Origin of the sequence: Comamonas sp. E6 (assembly GCF_001010305.1) — a bacterium.
Classification (GTDB): Bacteria; Pseudomonadota; Gammaproteobacteria; order Burkholderiales; family Burkholderiaceae_C; genus Comamonas; species Comamonas thiooxydans.
The window spans coordinates 223,514-244,422 of sequence record NZ_BBXH01000007.1 but is presented as its reverse complement, the minus strand read 5'-3'; the positions used below and the strand labels follow the sequence as shown (position 1 = coordinate 244,422).

Sequence of the window (20,909 nt, the reverse complement as noted above, 5' to 3'; positions counted from 1 at the left end):
TAACGTTAGTCCTATCTGAAAAATTCACAATAACTGCCATGTAAACCTTGTAAATGCTGCGCAGGCTGCTACGAAATTGATGAATGCAGATATGAAAAAAGCCGCAGACCTGCGGCTTTGGAGGGTAAGGGCGAGGGCTGCGCTATGCGCGGCCCGGCACTCTGCCGTTGACGGTCATGCCGTGCATATTGTCATCGCTGTCGTGGAACTGCTTGCGCATATTGCATCTGGCCTGCGGCCTATGGGTCATGGATGCTGTTTGGCGACCCCGGCGCTGTCGCGCTTCACGAACAGCAGCACCAGAATGGCGGCACAGAACTCCACGGCAGCGATGATGAGCAGGCCTGGCGCATACGAGCCGCTGCTGGACTTGAGCAGACCCAGCAACTGCGGCGAGAAGTAGCCGGCCAGATTGGCTGCAGAGTTGATGACCGCCAGGCCCACAACCAGGGCAGTGGCCGAGAGGAAGCGGTTGGGAATCTGCCAGTACACGGGGATGGAGCCCATGGTGCCCAGCGATGACAGAGCCAGAGACGCGACGACGCCGGCCACATTGCCCTGCTGCAGGAACAAGGCCGTCAGCACCAGCCCGACAGCGCCCATGGCAGCGGCAATCGCCGTGTGCCAGCGCACTTCCTTTTTGCGATCGGACAGCCAGCCGTTGCCCACCATGCCTATCCAGCCACAGGCGTAGATCACGGACATGACCCAGCCCAAGGTCTTGAGGTCGGTGATGCCCACGGATTTGACGATGCTGGGTCCGTAGAACACCAGCGTGGAGTTGCCGGCCACGATGCAGAAGAAGATCAGGATCAGCATCAGCACGCGAGGGTTGCGCATGGAGGCCCAGAAGCTGTGCTCGCGTTGGCCCAAAGAGGCTTCCTCGGCCTTGAGCTCTTCGGCTACATGCTGTTTTTCACGGGCGCTGAGCCAGGGGGCCTTGGCCGGTGTGTCGCTGAGCAGAAAGTAGGCAGCAATGCCCGCGAGAACGGACGGAATGCCTTCGATGATGAACAGCCATTGCCAGCCCGCATGATTGGCCACGCCATGGAAGGTTTCCATCAGATAGGCGGCAATCGGGCTGCCCAGCATCAGCGACAGGGCCGACGCCGAGACAAAGAACGCCAGGGCCTTGCCGCGGCGGTGCGCCGGCAACCAGTAGGTCAGATAGAGAATCACGCCGGGCTGCAGGCCGGCTTCGAAAGCACCCATCAAGAAGCGCAGCACATAGAACTGCAAAGGCGTCTGCACCCAGGCCATGAGGATGCCGGTCACGCCCCAGCCTATGGTGATGCGCATGATGGTCTTCTTGGCCCCGAACTTGTGCAACAGCAGATTGCTGGGGACTTCAAAGAAGAAATAGCCGATGAAGAAGATGCCGGCCCCTGCGCCATAGACGGCGTCGGACCATTGCAGGTCGCTCATCATGGTCAGCTTGGCAAAGCCGACGTTGACACGGTCTACCCAGGCCAGAAACCAGATCAGGGTGAGAAACGGAATCAGCCGCCAGATGATGCGGCCAAAGGTGATGTCGCGCTCCTGCACGGTGCTGACATCGCTGCGCGCCGCCGAGACGGGGATGGAAGACATGGTTTCCTCGCTTTCGTACAACAGTGGGACTGAGAACGGCTACGAGAGCAGGGGTAGCAGCTCCGCGCATCCACTGCTGCCTGCGCGGATGCCGCCGCGCCGGGGGTCAGGCGCGGCCGGCATCACAAGGCCGGGAAAGGCTCTGGCAGGTACAGCTCAGATGGGGCGACTATAGAAGTGGCTTGCGCAAAGCACAGCCGGTGCTTTTCCGTCTGGACAAAACAAGAAATTTAAATTTCAAAAATGAAAATATGAAAAATTAATTTCTTTTTTTCGATTTTTGCCAGGACATGGAAAGCAAAAAACGGCCACCAGGGCCGTTTTTTCGGGAGCAGGGCAGGGCTTACAGGCCGAGCATGATCTGCAGGTTTTGCACGGCAGCGCCGCTGGCACCCTTGCCCAGATTGTCCAGGCGGGCAATCAGCACGGCCTGGCGGTATTGTTCGTTGGCAAATACGCGCAGCTCCAGCTTGTTGGTATTGGCCAGAGTGTCGGCGGCCAGCTTGTTGTCGTCCGTGGGCGGCAACACGCTGACCCAGTTGGCAGGCGTATTGGTCCTGGCGTAGTGGCTGGCCAGTGCGTCATGCAGGTCGGCGGCCTTGGGTGCGCCGGGCAGCAGGTCCAGGTGCAGCGGCAACTGCACCAGCATGCCCTGGGCAAAGTTGCTCACGGCGGGGATGAACACGGGGCGGCGGGTCATGCCCGTGTAGTGCAGGATTTCGGGAATGTGCTTGTGCGACAGGCCCAGCGCGTAGGCCTCGTAAGGTGCGGCATCGCCGCCTTCATAGGCTTCGATCATGGTGCGGCCGCCGCCGGTGTAGCCGGACACGGAGGGCAGGCTCACGGGGTAGTCGGCGGGAATCAGGCCGGCAGCCACCAGCGGTGCCAGCAGGGCGATGGCGCCCGTGGCGTAGCAGCCGGGGTTGGAGACGCGGGTGGCGCTCTTCACGGCGTCGAGCTGGTCGGCGCGCAGTTCGGGGAAGCCGTAGACCCAGCCTGCGGCCGTGCGGTGGGCAGTGGAGGCGTCGATGATCTTGATGGCGCGGCCTGTCTCTGCGGTGATGGAGTCCACCATGGCTGCGGTTTCACGGGCGGCATCGTCATGCAGGCAGAGGATGACCAGATCCACACCGGCAATCAGAGCGCGCTTGGCGGCCGGGTCCTTGCGCAGTGCGGGGTCGATGCTGACCAGTTCCACACCTGCAAAATCGACCAGACGATCACGGATCTGCAGACCCGTGGTTCCTGCTTCTCCGTCAATAAAGACTTTTGCCATTGCATTTTCTCCTGCACCGGCGCGCGCATTTCTTGGTTTCTATGCCGCTGCCTGCGGCACCATTGCCGCTTTCCGAGCGGTGATTGTCCTTGAATCTCGTCAGGGATGTGCACTGCCTGTCTTTTGGGCAAGTCTCGCGCGAATGGCCCAGTAGACGTAGCAGCTATTAGCGGTTGTCAGCACATTGCCAGCCGCTGCCCCAATGTCCTTGACTCGTATATAAGACATAAGAAAGTTGCGGGAAGAAAAGATATCGTGTAGGAATAATTTCCCTAAAGAATTCAAGGCATTGCAGCTGTTTCCGGAACACGACAAAGTTGCGCGAAATTGTGGATTTTGCGCATGTTCAGGTGTCGTTTTGCGCGGTGCAGCATGGTACATTCCTGCTCGCCATGTCATATGAACCCGATGGCCAGGCTCCCCCGAGTCGGTGGCAAGCGGGTATTTCCCCTCAGTTCAGAGAGACAAAGTCATGAAGATTCATGAATACCAAGGCAAGGAAATCTTGCGCCAATTTGGTGTGCCCGTTCCCCGTGGCATTCCTGCGTTTACCGTGCAAGAGGCTGTTGAAGCAGCCCAGAAGCTGGGTGGACCCGTGTGGGTGGTGAAGGCCCAGATCCACGCTGGCGGCCGCGGCAAGGGCGGCGGCGTGAAGGTTGCCAAGTCCATCGAGGACGTGCAAAAGCTGTCCGAGCAGATCCTGGGCATGCAGCTGGTGACTCACCAGACCGGCCCTGAAGGCCAGAAGGTTCGCCGCCTGTACATCGAAGACGGCGCCGACATCAAGAACGAACTGTATGTGTCGCTGGTGACCGACCGCGCCACACAGAAGGTTGCCCTGATCGCTTCCAGCGAAGGCGGCATGGACATCGAGGAAGTGGCTCACTCCACTCCCGAAAAGATCATCACCGAGATGATCGACCCCCTGACCGGCATCACCGAAGCGCAATCGCGCAAGGTGGCAGCTGCCATCGGTCTGGAAGGCAAGTCCGTGGACCAGGCCGTGGATCTGTTCGCCAAGATCTACAAGTGCTACATGGACACCGACGCGTCGCTGGTGGAAATCAACCCCCTGAACTGCGACTCCAAGGGCGACCTGATGGCCCTGGACGCCAAGTTCAACTTTGACCCCAACGCTCTGTTCCGTCACCCCGAAATCGTGGCTTTCCGCGATCTGGATGAAGAAGACGCTGCCGAAATCGAAGCATCCAAGTTCGATCTGGCCTACATCTCCCTGGACGGCAACATCGGCTGCCTGGTGAACGGCGCCGGTCTGGCCATGGCCACCATGGACACCATCAAGCTGTTCGGCGGCGAACCAGCCAACTTCCTGGACGTGGGCGGCGGCGCTACGGCCGAGAAGGTGACCGAAGCCTTCAAGATCATGCTCAAGAACCCCGAAGTCAAGGGCATTCTGGTCAATATCTTCGGCGGCATCATGAAGTGCGACACCATCGCCACCGGCGTGGTCACCGCTTGCAAGGCCGTGAACCTGTCCGTGCCTCTGGTCGTGCGCATGAAGGGCACCAACGAAGAACTGGGCAAGCAAATCCTCAAGGATTCCGGCCTGCCCATCATCGCTGCCGACACCATGGCTGAAGCAGCGACCAAGATCGTTGCTGCCGTTAAGTAATACGCCCCGGAGATAGAAACATGTCGATCTTTATCAACAAAGACACCAAGGTCATCACCCAGGGCATTACTGGCAAGACCGGCCAGTTCCACACTGAAAAGTGCCAGGAATACGCGAACGGCAAGAACTGCTTCGTGGCAGGCGTGAACCCCAAGAAGGCTGGCGAAAAGATTTTCGACATCCCAATCTTTGGTTCCGTCAAGGACGCTGCCAAGGAAACCGGCGCTACCGTGTCCGTGATCTACGTGCCTCCCGCAGGTGCTGCTGCTGCCATCTGGGAAGCTGTTGAAGCCGACCTGGACCTGGCCATCTGCATCACCGAAGGCATCCCCGTGCGCGACATGCTGGAAGTGCGCAACAAGATGAAGGCCAAGGAAGCTGCCGGCGGCAAGAAGACTCTGCTGCTGGGCCCCAACTGCCCCGGTCTGATCACGCCTGACGAAATCAAGATCGGCATCATGCCCGGTCACATCCACAAGAAGGGCCGCGTGGGCGTGGTGTCCCGTTCCGGCACGCTGACTTACGAAGCCGTGGCTCAGCTGACCGAACTGGGCATTGGCCAGTCCTCCGCCGTCGGTATCGGTGGCGACCCCATCAACGGTCTGAAGCACATCGACGTGATGCGCGCTTTCAACGACGATCCCGACACCGATGCCGTGATCATGATCGGTGAAATCGGCGGTCCCGATGAAGCCGAAGCTGCCCAGTGGTGCAAGGCCAACATGAAGAAGCCTATCGTGGGCTTCATCGCTGGCGTGACTGCCCCTCCCGGCAAGCGCATGGGCCACGCAGGTGCCCTGATCTCCGGCGGTGCCGACACTGCTGATGCCAAGCTGGCCATCATGGAAGAGTGCGGCTTCACCATCACCCGCAACCCTTCCGAAATGGGTCGCCTGCTGCAAGGCCTGCTGAAGAAGTAAGCTCGTGCAAAAGTTCGTGATACAGCGTTGAATTTACGCAGTATTACGAACTGGCAAGATGGGCTTCGCGCCCTACACTGCCTCCACTCTTAAAAGAAAGCGCCGCGCAATGCGGCGCTTTCATATTCAAAACAGTGGAGTCACAAATGGAATTTCTCAATAGCGCCGATTTCTGGATCGGCCTGGTGAAGATCATCTGGATCAACATCATTCTCTCCGGCGACAACGCCGTGGTCATCGCACTGGCCGCGCGCTCTCTTCCCCCTGAACAGCAAAAGAAAGCCATCATGTTTGGCTCCGGCGCCGCCGTGGTGCTGCGTATCGTGCTGACCGTGGTGGCTGCCAAGCTGCTGGAACTCTCCTTCCTGCAGGTTGTGGGCGGCTGCCTGCTGCTGTGGATCGGCTATCAGCTGCTGACCGGCGACGAAGACGGCGAGGGCGAATCCAAGGGCCATGGCTCCATGATGACCGCCATCCGCACCATCCTGATTGCCGACCTGGTGATGAGCCTGGACAACGTGATTGCCGTGGCCGCTACCGCCCAGGGCAATATGGTGCTGCTGATCCTGGGTCTGGCCATCTCCATTCCCCTGGTGATCTTCGGCTCCACGCTGATGATCAAGCTCATGGAACGCTTCCCCGTCATCGTCACGCTGGGCGCGGCGCTGATCGGCTGGGTGGGCGGCGAGACCATCGTCAACGACAACCTGCTGCATGGCTACACCATGGCCCACCCCTGGCTGCACTATGCTGCCGCTGCGGTCGGTGCCGTGCTGGTGGTCGGACTGGGCAAGTTCATGCAGGCACGCTCTGCAAAGAAGGAAGTCGCTGCGGCCTGATCGCCCCGGAAGTCTCTCCCCAAAGAACGCACTGTGGATTCACAGTGCGTTTTTTTATGGCCGCAGTGCGGAGACAAACTGTGTGAACATCTGGCGGACACCAACCTTCGTGTAACCCCAGGCTTGTTAGCCTTGTCGCCATGCAGATATCGGAACTTGCCAGCCTGTCGGGTGTGTCCGTACACGCCATTCGCCACTATGAGAGTCTGGGCCTGATTGCCGCCAGCCGGCGTCCTTCCGGCTACCGCGAGTTCGATGACAGCGTGATCCGCGAGCTGCGATTCATCGCCATGTCGCGGCAATGTGGTTTCTCTCTTGCGCAGATTGCCGAGGTATTGCCGGCCTACCGCTGCAAGTCCCTGACGGCCAGCGAGATCGTCTGCAGGCTTGAGGAGCGCATTGCCGAGATCGATGCCGAAATCGCCAAGCGCAACGCTCTGCGTCAGCACCTGGTTTCCCATGTGGAATGGTTTCGTCTGCGCGAGCAGCGGCCAGCCTCGAAACCGGGATTTCCTCGCGTCTCTGCGCGAGGCGGCAATGATGCCGGTCCATCCGGCAGGAGGGGGAGCAAGTCATGACACCGCAGAACGAACACTTTGCCCGAGACATCAGGGCGCTGGTGCTGTCCATGCCAGTGGCGCAGATGCTGCAACTGTGCTTTGAACGCATAGAGCCCGGCGAGGTCGATCTCTGCCTGCCCTACCAGGAAAGTCTGAGTTTCAGGCCCGGCCAGTTGCAGGCAACGCCGGTCTTTGCCATCGCAGACTTTGCCGCCGTATCGGCGGCAGGGACGCTGCTGCCGCCGGGCTGGCTCAATGCCACGATCGACTGCAGCATCAAATACCTGGCTCCTGCCGATGGCGAGACATTGCTGGCACGTGGCCGCGTCATCCAGGCCAGCAAGCTGCTGACGGTGGCCAGGGCGGATGTGTTTTCTCGCAAGGCGGGCCGGGAGCTGCTGTGCTCCACCATGCTGGCCACGGCGCGGAACCTGGCGCCTGCACAGTAGGGGGCCTTTTGGGGGGCGTAGCGCCTGAACGCTGGATGCTATCGAGATTGATTTTTCTCGATAGCGGGCCTGTAACCGGCCGAGTCAGCGCCTTCAAGGCAAACTACAGCCCATCATGAAGACCCAGTACTACACCGCTTCCAGCCTGGACGGCTTTCTTGCCACCGAAGACGACTCTCTGGACTGGCTGTTTCCGTTGGGCAGCCTGACGCAGTCCAGCTATCCGGGCTTTATTGCGCAGGTCGGTGCGCTGGCCATGGGCTCGTCCACCTATGAGTGGATGGTCCGCAACGCCGATGCGGTGAAGAAGGAGAGCGGCGCGGCCTGGCCTTATGCACAGCCTGCCTGGGTTTTCTCCAGCCGTCAGCTGCCGTTGATAGAGGGAGCCGATGTACGCTTTGTCAGCGGCGATGTGCGGCCCGTGCTGGCAAGCATGAGGGCTGCAGCCGGCGACAAGAACATCTGGATCGTGGGTGGCGGAGATCTGGCGGGACAGTTCCATGACGCGGGCCTGCTCGATGAAGTCATCGTGCAGATTGGCTCGGCCACTCTGGGTCGTGGCAAGCCTTTGTTGCCGCGCCGCTTGCTGAGTCCCGTGCTGCAGCTGCAGTCCGTGCAGCAGATGGGCCCGGGAATGGCCGAGCTGCGCTACACCGTGTGCAAGACGCAGTCGCCCGCGAATTAACGGCTGCTTCTGGCAGGCCAGAGCACCGAAGCAATTGCCACCACCATCAGGCAGACAGCAGTCCAGTCCTGCCAATGCAGGACCTCGCCCAGCCACCAGGCGCCCACGAACACGCCCAGCACCGGAATCATCATCACGCTCAGCGTGGAGGCCACGGGCGGCAGGCTGCGGGCCAGATAGAACCATACGGCCTGGGCGAAGCCCAGCACCAGCACACCATTGAAAGCGATGGCAGCCAGAGCGCTCTGGTCGGGCATATGCCATTGTTGGCGCTCGAAAACAAAGGCCAGCACGGTCAGCACCACGGTGGTGATGGCCACCATCCACAGCGACAGCGTCATCAGCGGCACCGGTGCCTCGGTGCGGCGCAGCAGCTGCGTGCCCCAGGCCCAGCCGGCGGCGGCGATCAGCATCAGCATCACGCCCAGGGGCTTGCTGCCCAGAGCGCCAACCTCATGCCACAGCAGCAGCAGCACGCCGGCAAAGGCCGCTCCCACGCCGGCCCAGGCGCGTGCGCCCAGCCGGTCCTTGAAGAACAGGCTGCCGAACACGGCCGAGAAGATGGGCATGGTGTAGCCCAGAATCGCCGCACGCCCGCTGGACAGCGTGGGGATGGCGATGATGATCAGGCAGTGCCAGAGCACCATATTGAACAGCGTGAGCTTGGCCAACTGGCCCCAGTAGCTGCGCGGTATGGTCAGCGGCAAGCGCTGACTGGTCACAAACAGGGCCAGAATCGGCAGGCCTATCCACATGCTGACCATGCGAAAACTCAGCGGCGGGAAATGCTGTACGCCGAGCTTCATTACCGGCCAGTTCAGGCCCCAGACGATGGTGAGCAGGACGAGAAGAATGAGCTGTTTGGGCGTGAACGAAGGCATGGGTGTGGATTATCTCCCCCGGAATGACTTTCTCCCCCTGTGGCGCTTCGCGCCTTCCCCCTCACTCGCTTCGCGGGAGGGGGACGACACCGTCGGTGCGCGGCGGCGCTTCCTCGGTGTCACTGAGTTGGTGTGTGCGTCTGCTTTGCGGCTTGGCGCAAGACCTGTAGCGGGGCTTGGAAGGGTCGAGCAATTAAAATCACGCTTTATGACTTTCATCGACATGCTGCGCGACGCGTCCACGCGCAATGACTCCATGCTGTGCGTGGGTCTGGACCCCGAACCCAGCCGCTTTCCCGGTGCCATGAAGGGCGATGCGTCCAAGATCTACGACTTCTGTGCAGCCATCGTCGATGCCACCCATGATCTGGTCAACAGCTTCAAGCCCCAGATCGCCTACTTTGCCGCCCACCGTGCCGAAGACCAGCTCGAAAAGCTGATGGAGCACATGCGCCGAGTGGCACCCCATGTGCCCGTGATTCTGGATGCCAAGCGCGGCGATATCGGCTCCACCGCCGAGCAGTATGCGAAGGAAGCCTTCGAGCGCTATGGCGCCGATGCCGTGACGCTCTCTCCCTTCATGGGTTTCGACTCCATCACGCCCTATCTCAAGTACGAGGGCAAGGGAGCTTTTTTGCTGTGCCGCACCTCCAACCCCGGCGGTGACGATCTGCAGGCCCAGGTCCTGGCCGATGTGCCTGGCAACCCCCATATGTTCGAGCATGTGGCCAAGCTGGCCCAGGGTCCCTGGAACACCAACGGGCAGCTGGGCCTGGTGGTGGGTGCAACCCGTCCCAACGAGATCGAGCGTGTGCGTGCCGTGGCTCCCACCTTGCCGCTGCTGATTCCCGGCGTGGGTGCACAGGGTGGCGATGCCGTGGCAACCGTCAAGGCAGCCCGCATCGGCGGCGGACCCATCATCATCAACTCCTCGCGCGCCATTCTGTACGCAGGGCAGGGCGACGACTTTGCCAAGGCTGCACGCGAAGCCGCCATCGCCACGCGCGCCACGCTGCAGGCTGCAGCCCAGAGCTGAGCCAGGGTAGGCTCTGGCCATGCAAAGCAAATGGCTGGAAGACTTTCTGCTTCTGGCTCAGGAGCGCAGCTTCACCCGTGCGGCAGAGCTGCGCCATGTCACCCATCCCGCCTTTGGCCGGCGCATTCGTGCGCTGGAGGCATGGGCTGGAACGCCGCTGATCGAAGCGGGCGGCGGGCCGGTTCGTCTCACCCCGGCCGGTGAAGCCTTCCGCGATACCGCCGAACAGATGGTGCGTACCCTGGCCCAGTCGCATGACGAGCTGCAGGCCGTGGCCGGTCGGCAGGCCCATGTGATCACGCTGGCCACGGGGCGTACCCTGGCGCGCACCATCGTGGCCGACTGGCTGGCGCGCTACGGCAGCGTGCTGCAGACGGCGGAGATGCGCATCGTTACCCGCACACTCGACGAAACCGTGCATATGCTGCAGCGCGGCGAGGTCAGCTTTGCCCTGCTCTATCACCATGCGGCCATTGCCGTGCGGCTGGATGGCCGCCAGTTCAGCTATCTGACGGTGATGAGCGACAAGCTGGTGCCCGTGGCGCGGGCCGATGCCGAAGGCAAGCCCTTGTTTGCACTGGCGCAGGCCCTGCTGCCCGGTGCTAGCCCCGTGCCCTATCTGGCTTTCTCGCACAGCATGGCGTTGGGGCGGCTGGCCGAAGATCATCTGGCCAGCCATCCGCTGTGGCCGCGCCTGCGCCGCTGCATCGAATGCGATTCGGCGGATGCCAATTACGAGTACGTGCTCAAGGGCCTGGGCGTGGCCTGGATGCCCTGGTCCATGGTGCAGCGCGACTGCCAGGACGGTCGTCTGGCGCTGGCCGGGGACGGCAGCCTGGACGTGCATTTCGATGTGCGGCTTTATCGGCCCAAACGCCGCTTGAGCACCGCTGCGGAGCAGTTCTGGACCGATATCACTGGCCAGTAAATGAGCAGTCACTCCTTTTTTGCCTGCGGCCAGACTTGAAGCTGGAAAAACAACAGCTGGTATCGGACTCCTGGCGGCACTGCTCCCCCTCTATTTGCTCAAAAACGCGTTGATGTGCTGAAATGGCACGGAAATGTGCCAGATCGGCACTAAAAGGTTTTCTCCGTATTCGGACAATTGCCTCATACAGATTCGGAATAGTTTCATGCAGAACACAAACATCCTCCGCCGTACCGCCATCGCCGCGGGCCTGCTGCTGGGCGCTGCCGTGGCAGTGCCTGCCATCGCCGCCGACAACTATCCCAGCAAGGCCATCACCATGGTCGTGGGCTACCCGGCCGGCGGCAGCACCGACCTGGTCGGTCGTCTGGTGGCCGACGGCCTGGCCAAGCAGCTGGGCCAGCCCGTGGTGGTGGAAAACCTGGGCGGTGCCGGTGGCGCCATCGGTGCGCAGAAGGTGGCCAAGGCCCCTGCCGACGGTTACACCATCATGGTGGGCGCCAACAATGAGCTGGCCATTGCCAGGCTCATCAACAAGGCCGTGAAGTACAACATTGGCGACTTCACTCCCATCGGTCTGGTGGGTTCCCAGCCCATGGTGCTGGTCGCATCGCACAAGGCTGGCGTGAAGAACGCGGCCGAGTTCGTGAGCCTGGTGTCCAAGAACCCCGACAAGTTCAGCTACGGCAGCTCCGGCGTGGGCACGGCGCTGCACCTGGCCGGCGAGCTGGTCAAGGAGCAGGGCAAGCTGCAGATGACCCATGTACCCTACAAGGGCGTGGCGCCTCTGACCACCGACCTGGTGGGCAACAACATCGAGTTTGGCGTGTTCGTGCTGTCCTCGGGCCTGCCCCATATCAAGGCCGGCAAGGTCGTGGCCCTGGGCACGACCGAAGCCAAGCGCTCGGCCATCACCCCCGATATTCCTGCCCTGTCCGAGCTGCCCCAGTTCAAGAACGTGGACATCAACAGCTGGTTTGCGCTGATGGCTCCCAAGGGCCTGCCCGCTCCCATCGCTGCCAAGCTGAAGAAGGCGCTGGAGGAAACCATGGCTTCGCCCGAGTTCCGCAAGAAGATGGAAGAGACCGGCAATGTGGTGGCCGATCCCAAGGTGGATGCCGGCAAGTACATCAACACCGAGATTGCCAAGTACTCGAAGATTGTTCAGTTCGCCAAGATCGAGAACTGATCTTGCGTTGACTGGCGGCGGCCTGAGGTCGCTTCGGTTGGGAAACGGCTTGTGCCTCTGGGGCGCAGGCCGTTTTTGTTTTTTCTGCTGGTTGCAGGACAGAGGGCGGGTCTCGGCCCGCCTTGCCGACTCACTTTCTTGCTGGTGGCGGGGGGCCGCCCCCAAGAAAGTAAGCAAAGAACACCGCTCCTGTTACCCACGCCCCCTTCGCTACGCTACGGGGTAACCTGCGCCGTCAACCTCTTGTGGCTGTACGGCAAAACTCACTTCGAGCTTCGCTCTGCGCTCAAACACGTTGCCGTAAAAGTGATGACGATGCAGTTGCACTCTACGGTGCAACTGCCCGCCACAAGAGGCAGCCGTCGCAGGCGTGGGCAAAAGGGGCAATACCGAATGCGGGATAGCTTCTTTATGCTTTGAATAGCTGCTTCCGTAATCTGGATAAGCGCAGGGGCGCAGACACTCGGGTTGTGCTCTTTGCCTACTTTCTGGTGGCCGAAAGTAGGTCACGCGCCGGGGTGAAATCCCTGCCTCTGCCCTGAGATCAAGAAAAAATCAGGCTACAACCCACATTCAGAAAGCGCGATGCGCTATCAATTTTGATCAGTCCGCTGACAACGCGCAGGTGACACCGCCCCCACATTCACCTTCTGCTGCGTCAGCGACGCATCCAGCGTCTCCCCCAGCAGCAGATTGCGCGCCAGCAGGCTGTAGCCGGCGGCGCTCTGGATGCCATAGCCGCCCTGGGCGGCAACCCAGAAAAAGCCCGGAACGGGCGTGGGCGAGGCATCCCAGCCTATCACCAGCTCGCCATCGGCGACAAAGCTGCGCAGGCCGGCCCAGGTATGCGAGGGGCGGCGGATTTGCAGCGTGGTGGCCTCCTCGATGTGATAGATGCCGGTGGCAATGTCCAGCTCTTCGGGCACTACATCGTGCGGAGCCACGGGGTCTGCATTGGCGGGTGAGCCCAGCAGCTGGCCGGCGTCGGGCTTGATGTACCAGTTTTCATCGGCGCTGATGATGGCAGGCCAGTGCGTGGCATCCATGCCTTCGGGGGCCGGGAAGGTGAAGGCGCTGCGGCGCTTGGGCGTGATGCCGATGGGAGCCGCGCCCACCATGGCGGCCACGACATCCACCCAGGCACCGGCGGCGTTGACGATGACCTTGGCACGAAGGCTGCGGCCCTGGGGCAGGGCAATGTGCCAGAAGTCGTTGACCCGGGTGATGGCCTGGACCTCGGCGTTGCACCACAGATCGCCGCCGCGCTGGCGCAGGCCGCGGATATAGCCCTGGTGCAGGCCGTGCACATCGATGTCGCGTGCGCCGGTGTCCAGAAAGCCGTCCACCAAGACTTCGGCGTCGAGTACGGGAACCAGGGCCTTGAGTTGCTCGGCGTTCAGGCGCTGGGCCTCGGGGGAGTGGATGGTAGCTTCGGCGTAGGCGGCATCCACCAGATCCTTTTGCTCGGCCGTGCCCACATAGAGCACGCCGCGCGGCGTGAGGATGGGGGCTTCGGCAAAACCGGCCGGTGGCGCATCGTAGAAGGCGCGGCTGGCGCGGGTCAGGGCCTGCACCTGGGCGGGGCCGTAATGCTCTTCAAACAGTGCGGCCGAGCGGCCGGTGGTGTGATAGCCGGGCTGGGATTCGCGCTCCAGCATCAGCACCGAGGGCGGGTTCTCGCCACCCGACTGCGCCAACTGCCAGGCGGCGGATGCACCGGCCATGCCCGCGCCCACGATGACGAAATCCCAGACATCTTTCTGCATTGCTTCTCTCCTCGGTGTCGCCGGCCATGGTCCTGCATGGCCGGCTGTGCTTGGTCAATCCTGGCTTGTTGCCGACTTGGCTCTGGATTTGGCAGGAGCCTTGTCCAGATAGGGCTTGAGGTAGCGGCCCGTCACGCTGGCCGGGTTGGCCGCGACTTCCTCTGGCGTGCCCTGAGCCACGACCTGGCCGCCGCCCGAGCCACCCTCGGGGCCCATGTCGATCAGCCAGTCTGCGGTCTTGATGACGTCGAGGTTGTGCTCGATCACGACGATGGTGTTGCCCGCATCGCGCAGCTGGTGCAGCACTTTCAGAAGCAGGGCGATGTCGGCAAAGTGCAGCCCCGTGGTGGGCTCGTCGAGGATGTAGAGCGTGCGGCCGGTGTCGCGCTTGGACAGTTCCTGTGCGAGCTTGACGCGCTGGGCCTCGCCACCCGACAGCGTGGTCGCGCTCTGGCCCAGGCGGATATAGGACAGGCCCACGTCCAGCAGGGTCTGCAGCTTGCGCGCAATGCTGGGCACGTCCTTGAAGAAGGCATGAGCGTCTTCGACCGTCATCTCCAGAATCTGCGAGATGTTCCGGCCCTTCCACTGAACTTCCAGTGTTTCGCGGTTGTAGCGCTGGCCGTGGCAGATGTCGCAGGGCACGTAGACATCGGGCAGAAAATGCATTTCCACCTTGACCACGCCGTCGCCCTGGCAGGCTTCGCAGCGCCCGCCGGAGACATTGAACGAGAAACGCCCGGGGCCGTAGCCGCGCTCCTTGGCGGTATTGGTTTCGGCCATCAGCTCGCGGATGGGCGTGAACAGGCCGGTATAGGTGGCCGGGTTGCTGCGCGGCGTGCGACCGATGGGCGACTGGTCGACGTTGATGACCTTGTCGAAATAGTCGATGCCCGCGATATCGTCATGCGCAGCCGGCTCGGTGCCTGCACGGTGTACCTGGCGTGCCACTTCGGCATATAGCGTGTCGTTGACCAGGGTGGATTTGCCCGAGCCCGAAACGCCGGTCACGCAGGTGAACAGGCCGACGGGGAAGTCCACCGTCACGTTCCTGAGGTTGTTGCCGCGCGCGCCTTGCACGGTCAGCGCCTGAAGGTCGGTGCGTGCCTTGCTCGCAGATTCCCGCTTTTTGGCGGCCGTGACCGGAAAGCGCGATGTGCTCTGGGTGGCCTCGGCGTCACTGTCCTTGCGCAGCACGGGCAGCCAGGCGGTGCGGTGCCTGGGCACGGGAATGCTTTGTACGCCGCTCAGGTAGCGGCCCGTGGGCGAATCGGGACTGGCCTTGATGTCTTCATAGCTGCCCTGGGCCATGATGCGGCCGCCATGCACGCCGGCGCCCGGACCCATATCGATGATCTGGTCGGCTGCGCGCATCATGTCTTCGTCATGCTCGACCACGATCACGCTGTTGCCGATATCGCGCAGGTGCTCCAGCGTGGCAATCAGCTTGTCGTTGTCGCGCTGGTGCAGGCCGATGGAGGGCTCGTCCAGCACATACATCACGCCCGTCAGGCCCGAGCCGATCTGAGACGCCAGGCGGATGCGCTGGGCCTCGCCGCCCGAGAGCGTGTCGGCGCTGCGGTCCAGGCTCAGGTAGGACAGGCCCACATCGTTGAGGAAGAGCAGGCGCGAGGCGATCTCGCGCACGATCTTGTCGGCAATCTCGGCCTTGGCCCCGGCCATGCTCAGCTGCTTGAACCAGCCCAGCGCATCGGCCAGCGTGGCATGGCTGACCTCATAGATGGAGCGGGCCTGTTCGCCATCGCCCACGCGCACAAAGCGCGCTTCGCGGCGCAGGCGTGTGCCTTCACATTCGGGGCATTTGCGGATGCTGCGCAGCTTGGCCAGATCGTCGCGCACGACCTGGGATTCGGTCTCGCGAAAGCGGCGCTGAATATTGGGGATGATGCCTTCGAACGGGTGCGACTTGATAAAGGCTTCGCCCTTGCGTTCGCCGCTCTCGAAAACATAGTTGAACTCCATGGACTCGTCGCCCGAGCCAAAGAGAATCACGTCGCGCACTTTCTCGGGCAGCTCCTCGAACGCCGTCTCGGTGCTCACGCCATAGTGCTTGGCCACGCTCTCCAGCATGGAGAAGTAGTAGTTGTTGCGCTTGTCCCAGCCCTTGATGGCGCCGCTGGCCAGACTCAGCGACGGGAAGGGCACGACGCGGTCGGGGTCGAAGGCTTCGCTGTTGCCCAGGCCGTCGCATGCCTGGCAGGCTCCCATGGGGGAGTTGAACGAAAACAGGCGCGGCTCCAGCTCGGGCAGGGAGTAGTCGCAGAGCGGGCAGGCGAACTTGGCGCTGAACAGATGCTCCTTGCCGCCGTCCATCTCCAGGGCGATGACGCGGCCGCCGGCATCGGCACCGCCGGCGCGCAAGGCAGCCTCAAAGCTCTCGGCCAGGCGCTGCTTGATGTCTTCGCGCACCTTGACGCGGTCTATCACCACATCGATGTTGTGGCGCTCGTTCTTCTCCAGTTTGGGCAGGGACTGTGCATCGTAGATCTGCCCGTCGACACGAAAGCGCACATAGCCCTGGGCCTGGAGCTGCACGAAAAGCTCGGCGAACTCGCCCTTTTTCTCGCGCGCCAGGGGGCCGAGGATCATCAGCTTGGTGTCCTCGGGAAGCTGCAGCACGCTGTCCACCATCTGGCTGATGGTCTGGGCCTGCAGCGGCAGATTGTGGTCGGGACAGAACGGCGTGCCGGCACGGGCGTAGAGCAGGCGCAGATAGTCGTTGATCTCGGTCACCGTGCCCACGGTGGAGCGCGGGTTGTGGCTGGTGGCCTTTTGCTCGATGGAAATGGCGGGCGACAGGCCCTCGATCAGATCGACATCGGGTTTGTCCAGGCGGCCCAGAAACTGGCGTGCATAGGCCGAGAGACTTTCCACATAACGGCGCTGGCCTTCGGCGTACAAGGTATCGAAGGCCAGGCTGGACTTGCCCGAGCCCGACAGGCCGGTGATCACAACCAGCTGGTTGCGAGGGATGTCCAGGTCGATGTTCTTGAGATTGTGCGTGCGTGCGCCGCGAATGGCGATACGTGTCTGCGCCAGAGAACGGCCCAGATAGAGGCTGTCATCATGGACTTCAGAGGGCGAATCAGGCTTCAGGGACACGGGCGCTCCAGACGGGGAAAACTCTCCATGATAGTCAGACGGGCTTGCGCGTGACTAGATGATTCAGGTTCACGGACAATCTACGGTTTTATTTCCTCTCTTTTGCCCGGCAGTGGTTTAGTTAACCTGGGCATAAGACTTTGACTCTTGGCAAAATCTGAGCGTGAAAAAAATCAATACCTCCCCCAGCGCGGGCACGCAGGGCACGGACAAATCCTCTTCCACCATGACCTCCCAGGAACGCCGCTCCAGCGGTGCCCTGGCGCTGATCTTTGCGCTGCGCATGCTGGGCCTGTTCCTGGTGCTGCCCGTCTTCATGCTGGAGGCACGCAAATACCCGGGCGGTGACGACCCGGCCATGATCGGCCTGGCCATGGGCCTGTATGGCCTGACCCAGGCCCTGTTCCAGTTGCCTATCGGCCTGGCCTCCGACCGTATCGGCCGCAAGCGTGTCATCGTCGCCGGCCTGCTGGTGTTTGCGGCGGGCAGCCTGATTGCGGCCATGGCCGACTCGCTGACCGGCCTGATGGCGGGGCGTGCCATTCAGGGCGCAGGCGCCGTGTCTGCCGCCGTCACGGCCCTGTTGGCCGATCTGACGCGCGACGGCGTGCGTACCAAGGCCATGGCCATGGTCGGCGGCAGCATCGGCCTGATGTTTGCACTGGCGCTGGTGCTGGCGCCGCTGCTCAATGCCTGGATAGGCCTGTCCGGCATCTTCGGTCTGACCTGTGCGCTGGCGCTGGCCGGCATTGCCGTGGTGCTGTGGGTGGTGCCGCCCGAGCCCAGACAGCATGCCGATGCGCCCAAGGGCAAGTTCAGCGAGCTGCTGGGCCAGTCCGATCTGCTGCGTCTGAATTTTGGCGTCTTCATTCTGCATACCGTGCAGATGTCCATGTGGGTGGCCGTGCCTGCCATGCTGGTGCAAGCCGGTCTGGCCAAGGAGCAGCACTGGCATATCTATCTGCCCGCCGTGCTGCTGTCCTTTCTGGCCATGGGCCTGCTGTTTTCCATGGAGCGCAAGGGCAAGCTGCGCAAGGCCTTGCTGGGAGCCATTGGCCTGGTACTGGTCGTGCAGATCGGTCTGGGCATGCTGGCCGCCAGCGGCACCATTCCGACGGTCTGGTGCATGGCGCTGCTGATGTTTCTGTTTTTCTGCGGCTTCAATGCTCTTGAAGCCACCCAGCCAAGTCTGGTCTCGCGCATGGCTCCGGCGCCGCTGCGTGGCGCGGCATTGGGTGCCTACAACACGTTGCAGTCGCTGGGCCTGTTTGCCGGTGGCGCTTTCGGTGGTGCAGTCGCCAAATTTGCTGGCGTGCCGGGCTTGTTCATCATGACGGCTGTGCTTGTTGCCCTGTGGCTGGTCGTGACCTGGCCGCTGCGCCCGGTGGGGCGTCACTGACTTACAGCAACACCCCCTGAGGCGCTGTGCGCCTAGGCGGCCCCGCCTTCCCCCTCTCTGCTACGCAGAGGGGACGCAGCCCTCGCAGCGGGGCTGCCCTTGCTCGGCTGCTCGCGCGCAGTGGCCCCTTTCCTGCTGGGGCACCATGTATCGCCGTGATGGGATATAGGGCAATCCCGTGCTCGTCATGGCTGGCTTGGGGCAGAATACGAGGTTCATTGGTTCGGGACCTTTCGTAATTGCCCGGGCCACTTTTTGAAAAGGTATCTCTATGGCATCCGTCAACAAAGTCATCATCGTCGGCAATCTGGGTCGTGACCCCGAAATGCGCACCTTCCCCAGCGGCGATCAGGTGGCCAATGTGACCATCGCCACCACAGACCGCTGGCGCGACAAGAACACCGGCGAAAACCGCGAAGCCACCGAATGGCACCGTGTGGTCTTCAACGGCAAACTGGCCGAAATCGTGGGCCAGTACCTGCGCAAAGGCAGCCAGGTCTATGTGGAAGGCAGCCTGCGCACCCGCAAGTGGACCGACCAGGCCTCCGGCCAGGAACGCTACGCCACCGAAATCCGTGCCGACGCCATGCAGATGCTGGGCAGCCGCCAGGGAGGTGCTCAGCAGCAAGGCGGCTACGGCAGCGATGATGGCTATGGCGAAAGCAGCTACGAAGCACCCCGCCGTCAGGCTCCCGCTCCCATGCAGCAGCGCCCCGCACCGGCACCCATGCAGCAGCGTCCTGCTCCTGCACCCATGGCTCCTCCTCCCCAGCGCGCAGCTTCGGGGTTTGACGACATGGATGACGACATCCCGTTCTAAATCACGGACAGGTCGCTGTCGCCACTTTGCAAAGATTTGCAAAAAAGCCCGCGCTTTCAATGAGCGCGGGCTTTTCTTATGTGGCGACTTGATAGATTGCGGGTGCGATTCGAAAGATGCTGCAGTCGAATGACAGCATGGTTGAAAATTTCAATCGAATAGCTGGCTTCATCGAATTAGTGAAATAAGATGCAGCATGCAAGCGCGTTTCATCCAGTTACGATTGATGATTGAGCGCTGAATCACACACTCAAGTGGGAGTGGTCCTAGCCAGTGCAGCCAAGCAGGACTTGGCGTTTCCTCAGGAGCTTCGAGCATGCCGACTTTGGTCATCTCAATCGACGGCGCAGTCATCAAGGAAGTACAGCTCACCAAGGAGCGCACGACCTTGGGTCGTCGTCCTTACAACGACATCGTGATCGAGAATCTGGCAGTCAGCGGCGAGCATGCCGTGCTCACCATCTCTGGCGGCAAGGTCAGCATTGAAGACCTGCGCAGCACCAACGGCACCTATGTCAACGGTCGCGCCATCCAGAAGCAGGACCTGCTCAACGGCGACCTGCTGGACATTGGCCGCTACAAAATCCGCTTTCTCGATACCGTGATTGCCGATACGAATACGTCAACTGCCCAAGGCGGCAAAAAGGCGTTGGCGCATATTTCCGAAGAAGCAGACAGCGGCTATGCCAAAGTCGCCAGTCCCTCAGGATTTGGCGAAATCTCTAGCTTCAGCTCCACCATTCAGGGCTCGCTCGCCGCACTGCCTGAGCGCCATGCCGTGATTCGCATGCTCACCGGCAGCCTGGCTGGCAGGGAAATACCTCTATTCAAGGTTGTGACCACCCTGGGCAAGCCCGGTGTAGCCATCGCCTCCATCACCCAGAAGCCCCATGGCTTTGTGCTCACCCAACTGGAGGGCGCAAGCGAAGACCTCAAGCTCAATGGTCAGGTGGTGGGCCCTTTGTCTGTGCCGCTGCTCAATGGCGATACGGTGGACCTGGCGGGCAGCACCATGCGCTTTGTCGTGGAGTGACAGGCTGGCTTGACTTGTGCCAAGAGTCTGACAAATTTGTCATTACTTGTGACGGGAACGCCAAAATTGTTACGCAAACTCGCTTGAATGTTGCCAAACGTGTCATCTTGGATAAGGCCTGCCTTTGCCAAATTGTTGGCATGAAGCTTGCTTGGTACCCCGTGTCTCATCCAACTAGGGAGTTTGAAGTGAAGCGTTCCATTCAAAAGGGTTTCACCCTGATCGAACTGATGATCGTTGTGGCGATCATCGGTATTCTGGCCGCCGTGGCTCTGCCTGCTTATCAGGATTACACAGTGCGTGCACGTGTAACTGAAGGCTTTAACTTGGCCCAACCAGCACGCGCTGGCTTGGCTACGGATGGCGTTGCAGCCTTGGCTGATTACCAGCGCTATACACTCAACTGGAACGAGCAGGCCAGCAGCACTGGCGCAAACTCCAAGTATGTGACTTCGGTTAAGTTTAGTGAACAAGGTTCTAGCGCGACCGGTGGTGATACTGCCAGAATCATTATCACTTACAACACAACCACTGTCGGTGGTATGAAATCGACCGAGAATGAAATCTGGCTGTACCCACGTGTTCGCACAGCGAATGCAAGCACTGCTCCTGTGTCCCTGGCTACTGCTTGGACTGCTGGCACGACAGGTGCTCTGGACTGGATGTGCACCGGCGAGACTGCCACCACTGCAACGGCCCGCAAAGTAACTGTTACCGCTGCCGGTACTTCTGGCGTGAGAGCCAAGTTTTCACCTGCAGAGTGCCGTTAATCACGGTATTGG

General features: G+C 61.5%; 18 protein-coding genes. 13 read left to right on the top strand and 5 right to left on the bottom strand.

Going from position 1 to position 20,909, the window contains the following annotated elements:
* Positions 1-246: 246 nt before the first annotated feature.
* Together CSE6_RS05425 and argC are read right to left on the bottom strand one after the other, a co-directional pair.
* On the bottom strand, positions 247-1,590 hold the full coding sequence (locus tag CSE6_RS05425) for an MFS transporter (protein ID WP_034382450.1): 1,344 nt from the start codon (positions 1,588-1,590) through the stop codon (positions 247-249).
* A gap of 343 nt (positions 1,591-1,933) precedes the next feature.
* Positions 1,934-2,866 carry an N-acetyl-gamma-glutamyl-phosphate reductase gene (argC, locus tag CSE6_RS05420; RefSeq protein ID WP_059440041.1) on the bottom strand — a complete coding sequence of 311 codons (933 nt, stop codon included), beginning with the start codon at positions 2,864-2,866 and terminating at the stop codon, positions 1,934-1,936.
* A gap of 472 nt (positions 2,867-3,338) precedes the next feature.
* On the opposite strand from argC, the gene sucC reads away from it, so the two are divergent.
* The 6 genes from sucC to CSE6_RS05390 all read left to right on the top strand — a co-directional run bounded on the left by sucC (position 3,339) and on the right by CSE6_RS05390 (position 7,952).
* Complete coding sequence (sucC, locus tag CSE6_RS05415) at positions 3,339-4,499, top strand: ADP-forming succinate--CoA ligase subunit beta (protein ID WP_003064741.1); 1,161 nt, start codon at positions 3,339-3,341, stop codon at positions 4,497-4,499.
* Between the two features lie 20 nt (positions 4,500-4,519).
* Complete coding sequence (gene sucD / locus CSE6_RS05410) at positions 4,520-5,419, top strand: succinate--CoA ligase subunit alpha (protein WP_003064739.1); 900 nt, start codon at positions 4,520-4,522, stop codon at positions 5,417-5,419.
* A 146-nt stretch (positions 5,420-5,565) separates the two neighbouring features.
* A complete protein-coding gene (locus CSE6_RS05405) occupies positions 5,566-6,258 on the top strand; it encodes a TerC family protein (protein WP_034351067.1) in 693 nt (230 codons plus the stop codon).
* Positions 6,259-6,398: 140 nt separating this feature from the next.
* Complete coding sequence (locus CSE6_RS05400; RefSeq protein WP_034406581.1) at positions 6,399-6,836, top strand: MerR family transcriptional regulator; 438 nt, start codon at positions 6,399-6,401, stop codon at positions 6,834-6,836.
* Entirely contained in the window at positions 6,833-7,267 is a 435-nt protein-coding gene (locus CSE6_RS05395) for a PaaI family thioesterase (protein ID WP_059440040.1), read from the top strand. The genes CSE6_RS05400 and CSE6_RS05395 overlap by 4 nt, the downstream gene beginning before the upstream one ends.
* Before the next feature lie 115 nt (positions 7,268-7,382).
* The gene (locus CSE6_RS05390) at positions 7,383-7,952 is read left to right on the top strand and encodes a dihydrofolate reductase family protein (protein WP_034351057.1); all 570 of its coding nucleotides are present in this window, start codon (positions 7,383-7,385) and stop codon (positions 7,950-7,952) included.
* Here CSE6_RS05390 and CSE6_RS05385 read toward each other — a convergent pair.
* On the bottom strand, positions 7,949-8,833 hold the full coding sequence (locus CSE6_RS05385) for a DMT family transporter (protein WP_003064721.1): 885 nt from the start codon (positions 8,831-8,833) through the stop codon (positions 7,949-7,951). The genes CSE6_RS05390 and CSE6_RS05385 overlap by 4 nt on opposite strands.
* A 208-nt stretch (positions 8,834-9,041) precedes the next feature.
* Here CSE6_RS05385 and pyrF point away from each other — a divergent pair, with 208 nt between their 5' ends.
* The 3 genes from pyrF to CSE6_RS05370 all read left to right on the top strand — a co-directional run bounded on the left by pyrF (position 9,042) and on the right by CSE6_RS05370 (position 11,986).
* A complete protein-coding gene (gene pyrF, locus CSE6_RS05380; protein WP_003064718.1) occupies positions 9,042-9,869 on the top strand; it encodes an orotidine-5'-phosphate decarboxylase in 828 nt (275 codons plus the stop codon).
* A 19-nt stretch (positions 9,870-9,888) separates the two neighbouring features.
* Entirely contained in the window at positions 9,889-10,797 is a 909-nt protein-coding gene (locus tag CSE6_RS05375; protein WP_012840359.1) for a LysR family transcriptional regulator, read from the top strand.
* A gap of 205 nt (positions 10,798-11,002) precedes the next feature.
* A complete protein-coding gene (locus tag CSE6_RS05370; RefSeq protein ID WP_003064714.1) occupies positions 11,003-11,986 on the top strand; it encodes a tripartite tricarboxylate transporter substrate binding protein in 984 nt (327 codons plus the stop codon).
* Between the two features lie 593 nt (positions 11,987-12,579).
* On the opposite strand, the gene CSE6_RS05365 is transcribed toward CSE6_RS05370, so the two are convergent.
* A complete protein-coding gene (locus tag CSE6_RS05365; protein ID WP_059440039.1) occupies positions 12,580-13,752 on the bottom strand; it encodes an FAD-binding oxidoreductase in 1,173 nt (390 codons plus the stop codon).
* 54 nt (positions 13,753-13,806) lie between these two features.
* Positions 13,807-16,875, bottom strand: a complete 3,069-nt coding sequence (gene uvrA, locus CSE6_RS05360) for an excinuclease ABC subunit UvrA (RefSeq protein WP_059440038.1) — start codon at positions 16,873-16,875, stop codon at positions 13,807-13,809.
* A 226-nt stretch (positions 16,876-17,101) separates the two neighbouring features.
* On the opposite strand from uvrA, the gene CSE6_RS05355 reads away from it, so the two are divergent.
* From CSE6_RS05355 to CSE6_RS26675, 4 genes are all read left to right on the top strand, one after another.
* Entirely contained in the window at positions 17,102-18,274 is a 1,173-nt protein-coding gene (locus CSE6_RS05355) for an MFS transporter (RefSeq protein WP_059440155.1), read from the top strand.
* A gap of 271 nt (positions 18,275-18,545) precedes the next feature.
* Positions 18,546-19,094 (top strand): single-stranded DNA-binding protein, encoded by a 549-nt coding sequence (ssb, locus tag CSE6_RS05350; protein WP_059440037.1) that lies wholly within the window; start codon positions 18,546-18,548, stop codon positions 19,092-19,094.
* A gap of 316 nt (positions 19,095-19,410) precedes the next feature.
* Entirely contained in the window at positions 19,411-20,127 is a 717-nt protein-coding gene (locus CSE6_RS05345) for an FHA domain-containing protein (protein WP_059440036.1), read from the top strand.
* Positions 20,128-20,210: 83 nt separating this feature from the next.
* Positions 20,211-20,897 (top strand): prepilin-type N-terminal cleavage/methylation domain-containing protein, encoded by a 687-nt coding sequence (locus tag CSE6_RS26675; protein ID WP_370545697.1) that lies wholly within the window; start codon positions 20,211-20,213, stop codon positions 20,895-20,897.
* Positions 20,898-20,909: the final 12 nt, after the last annotated feature.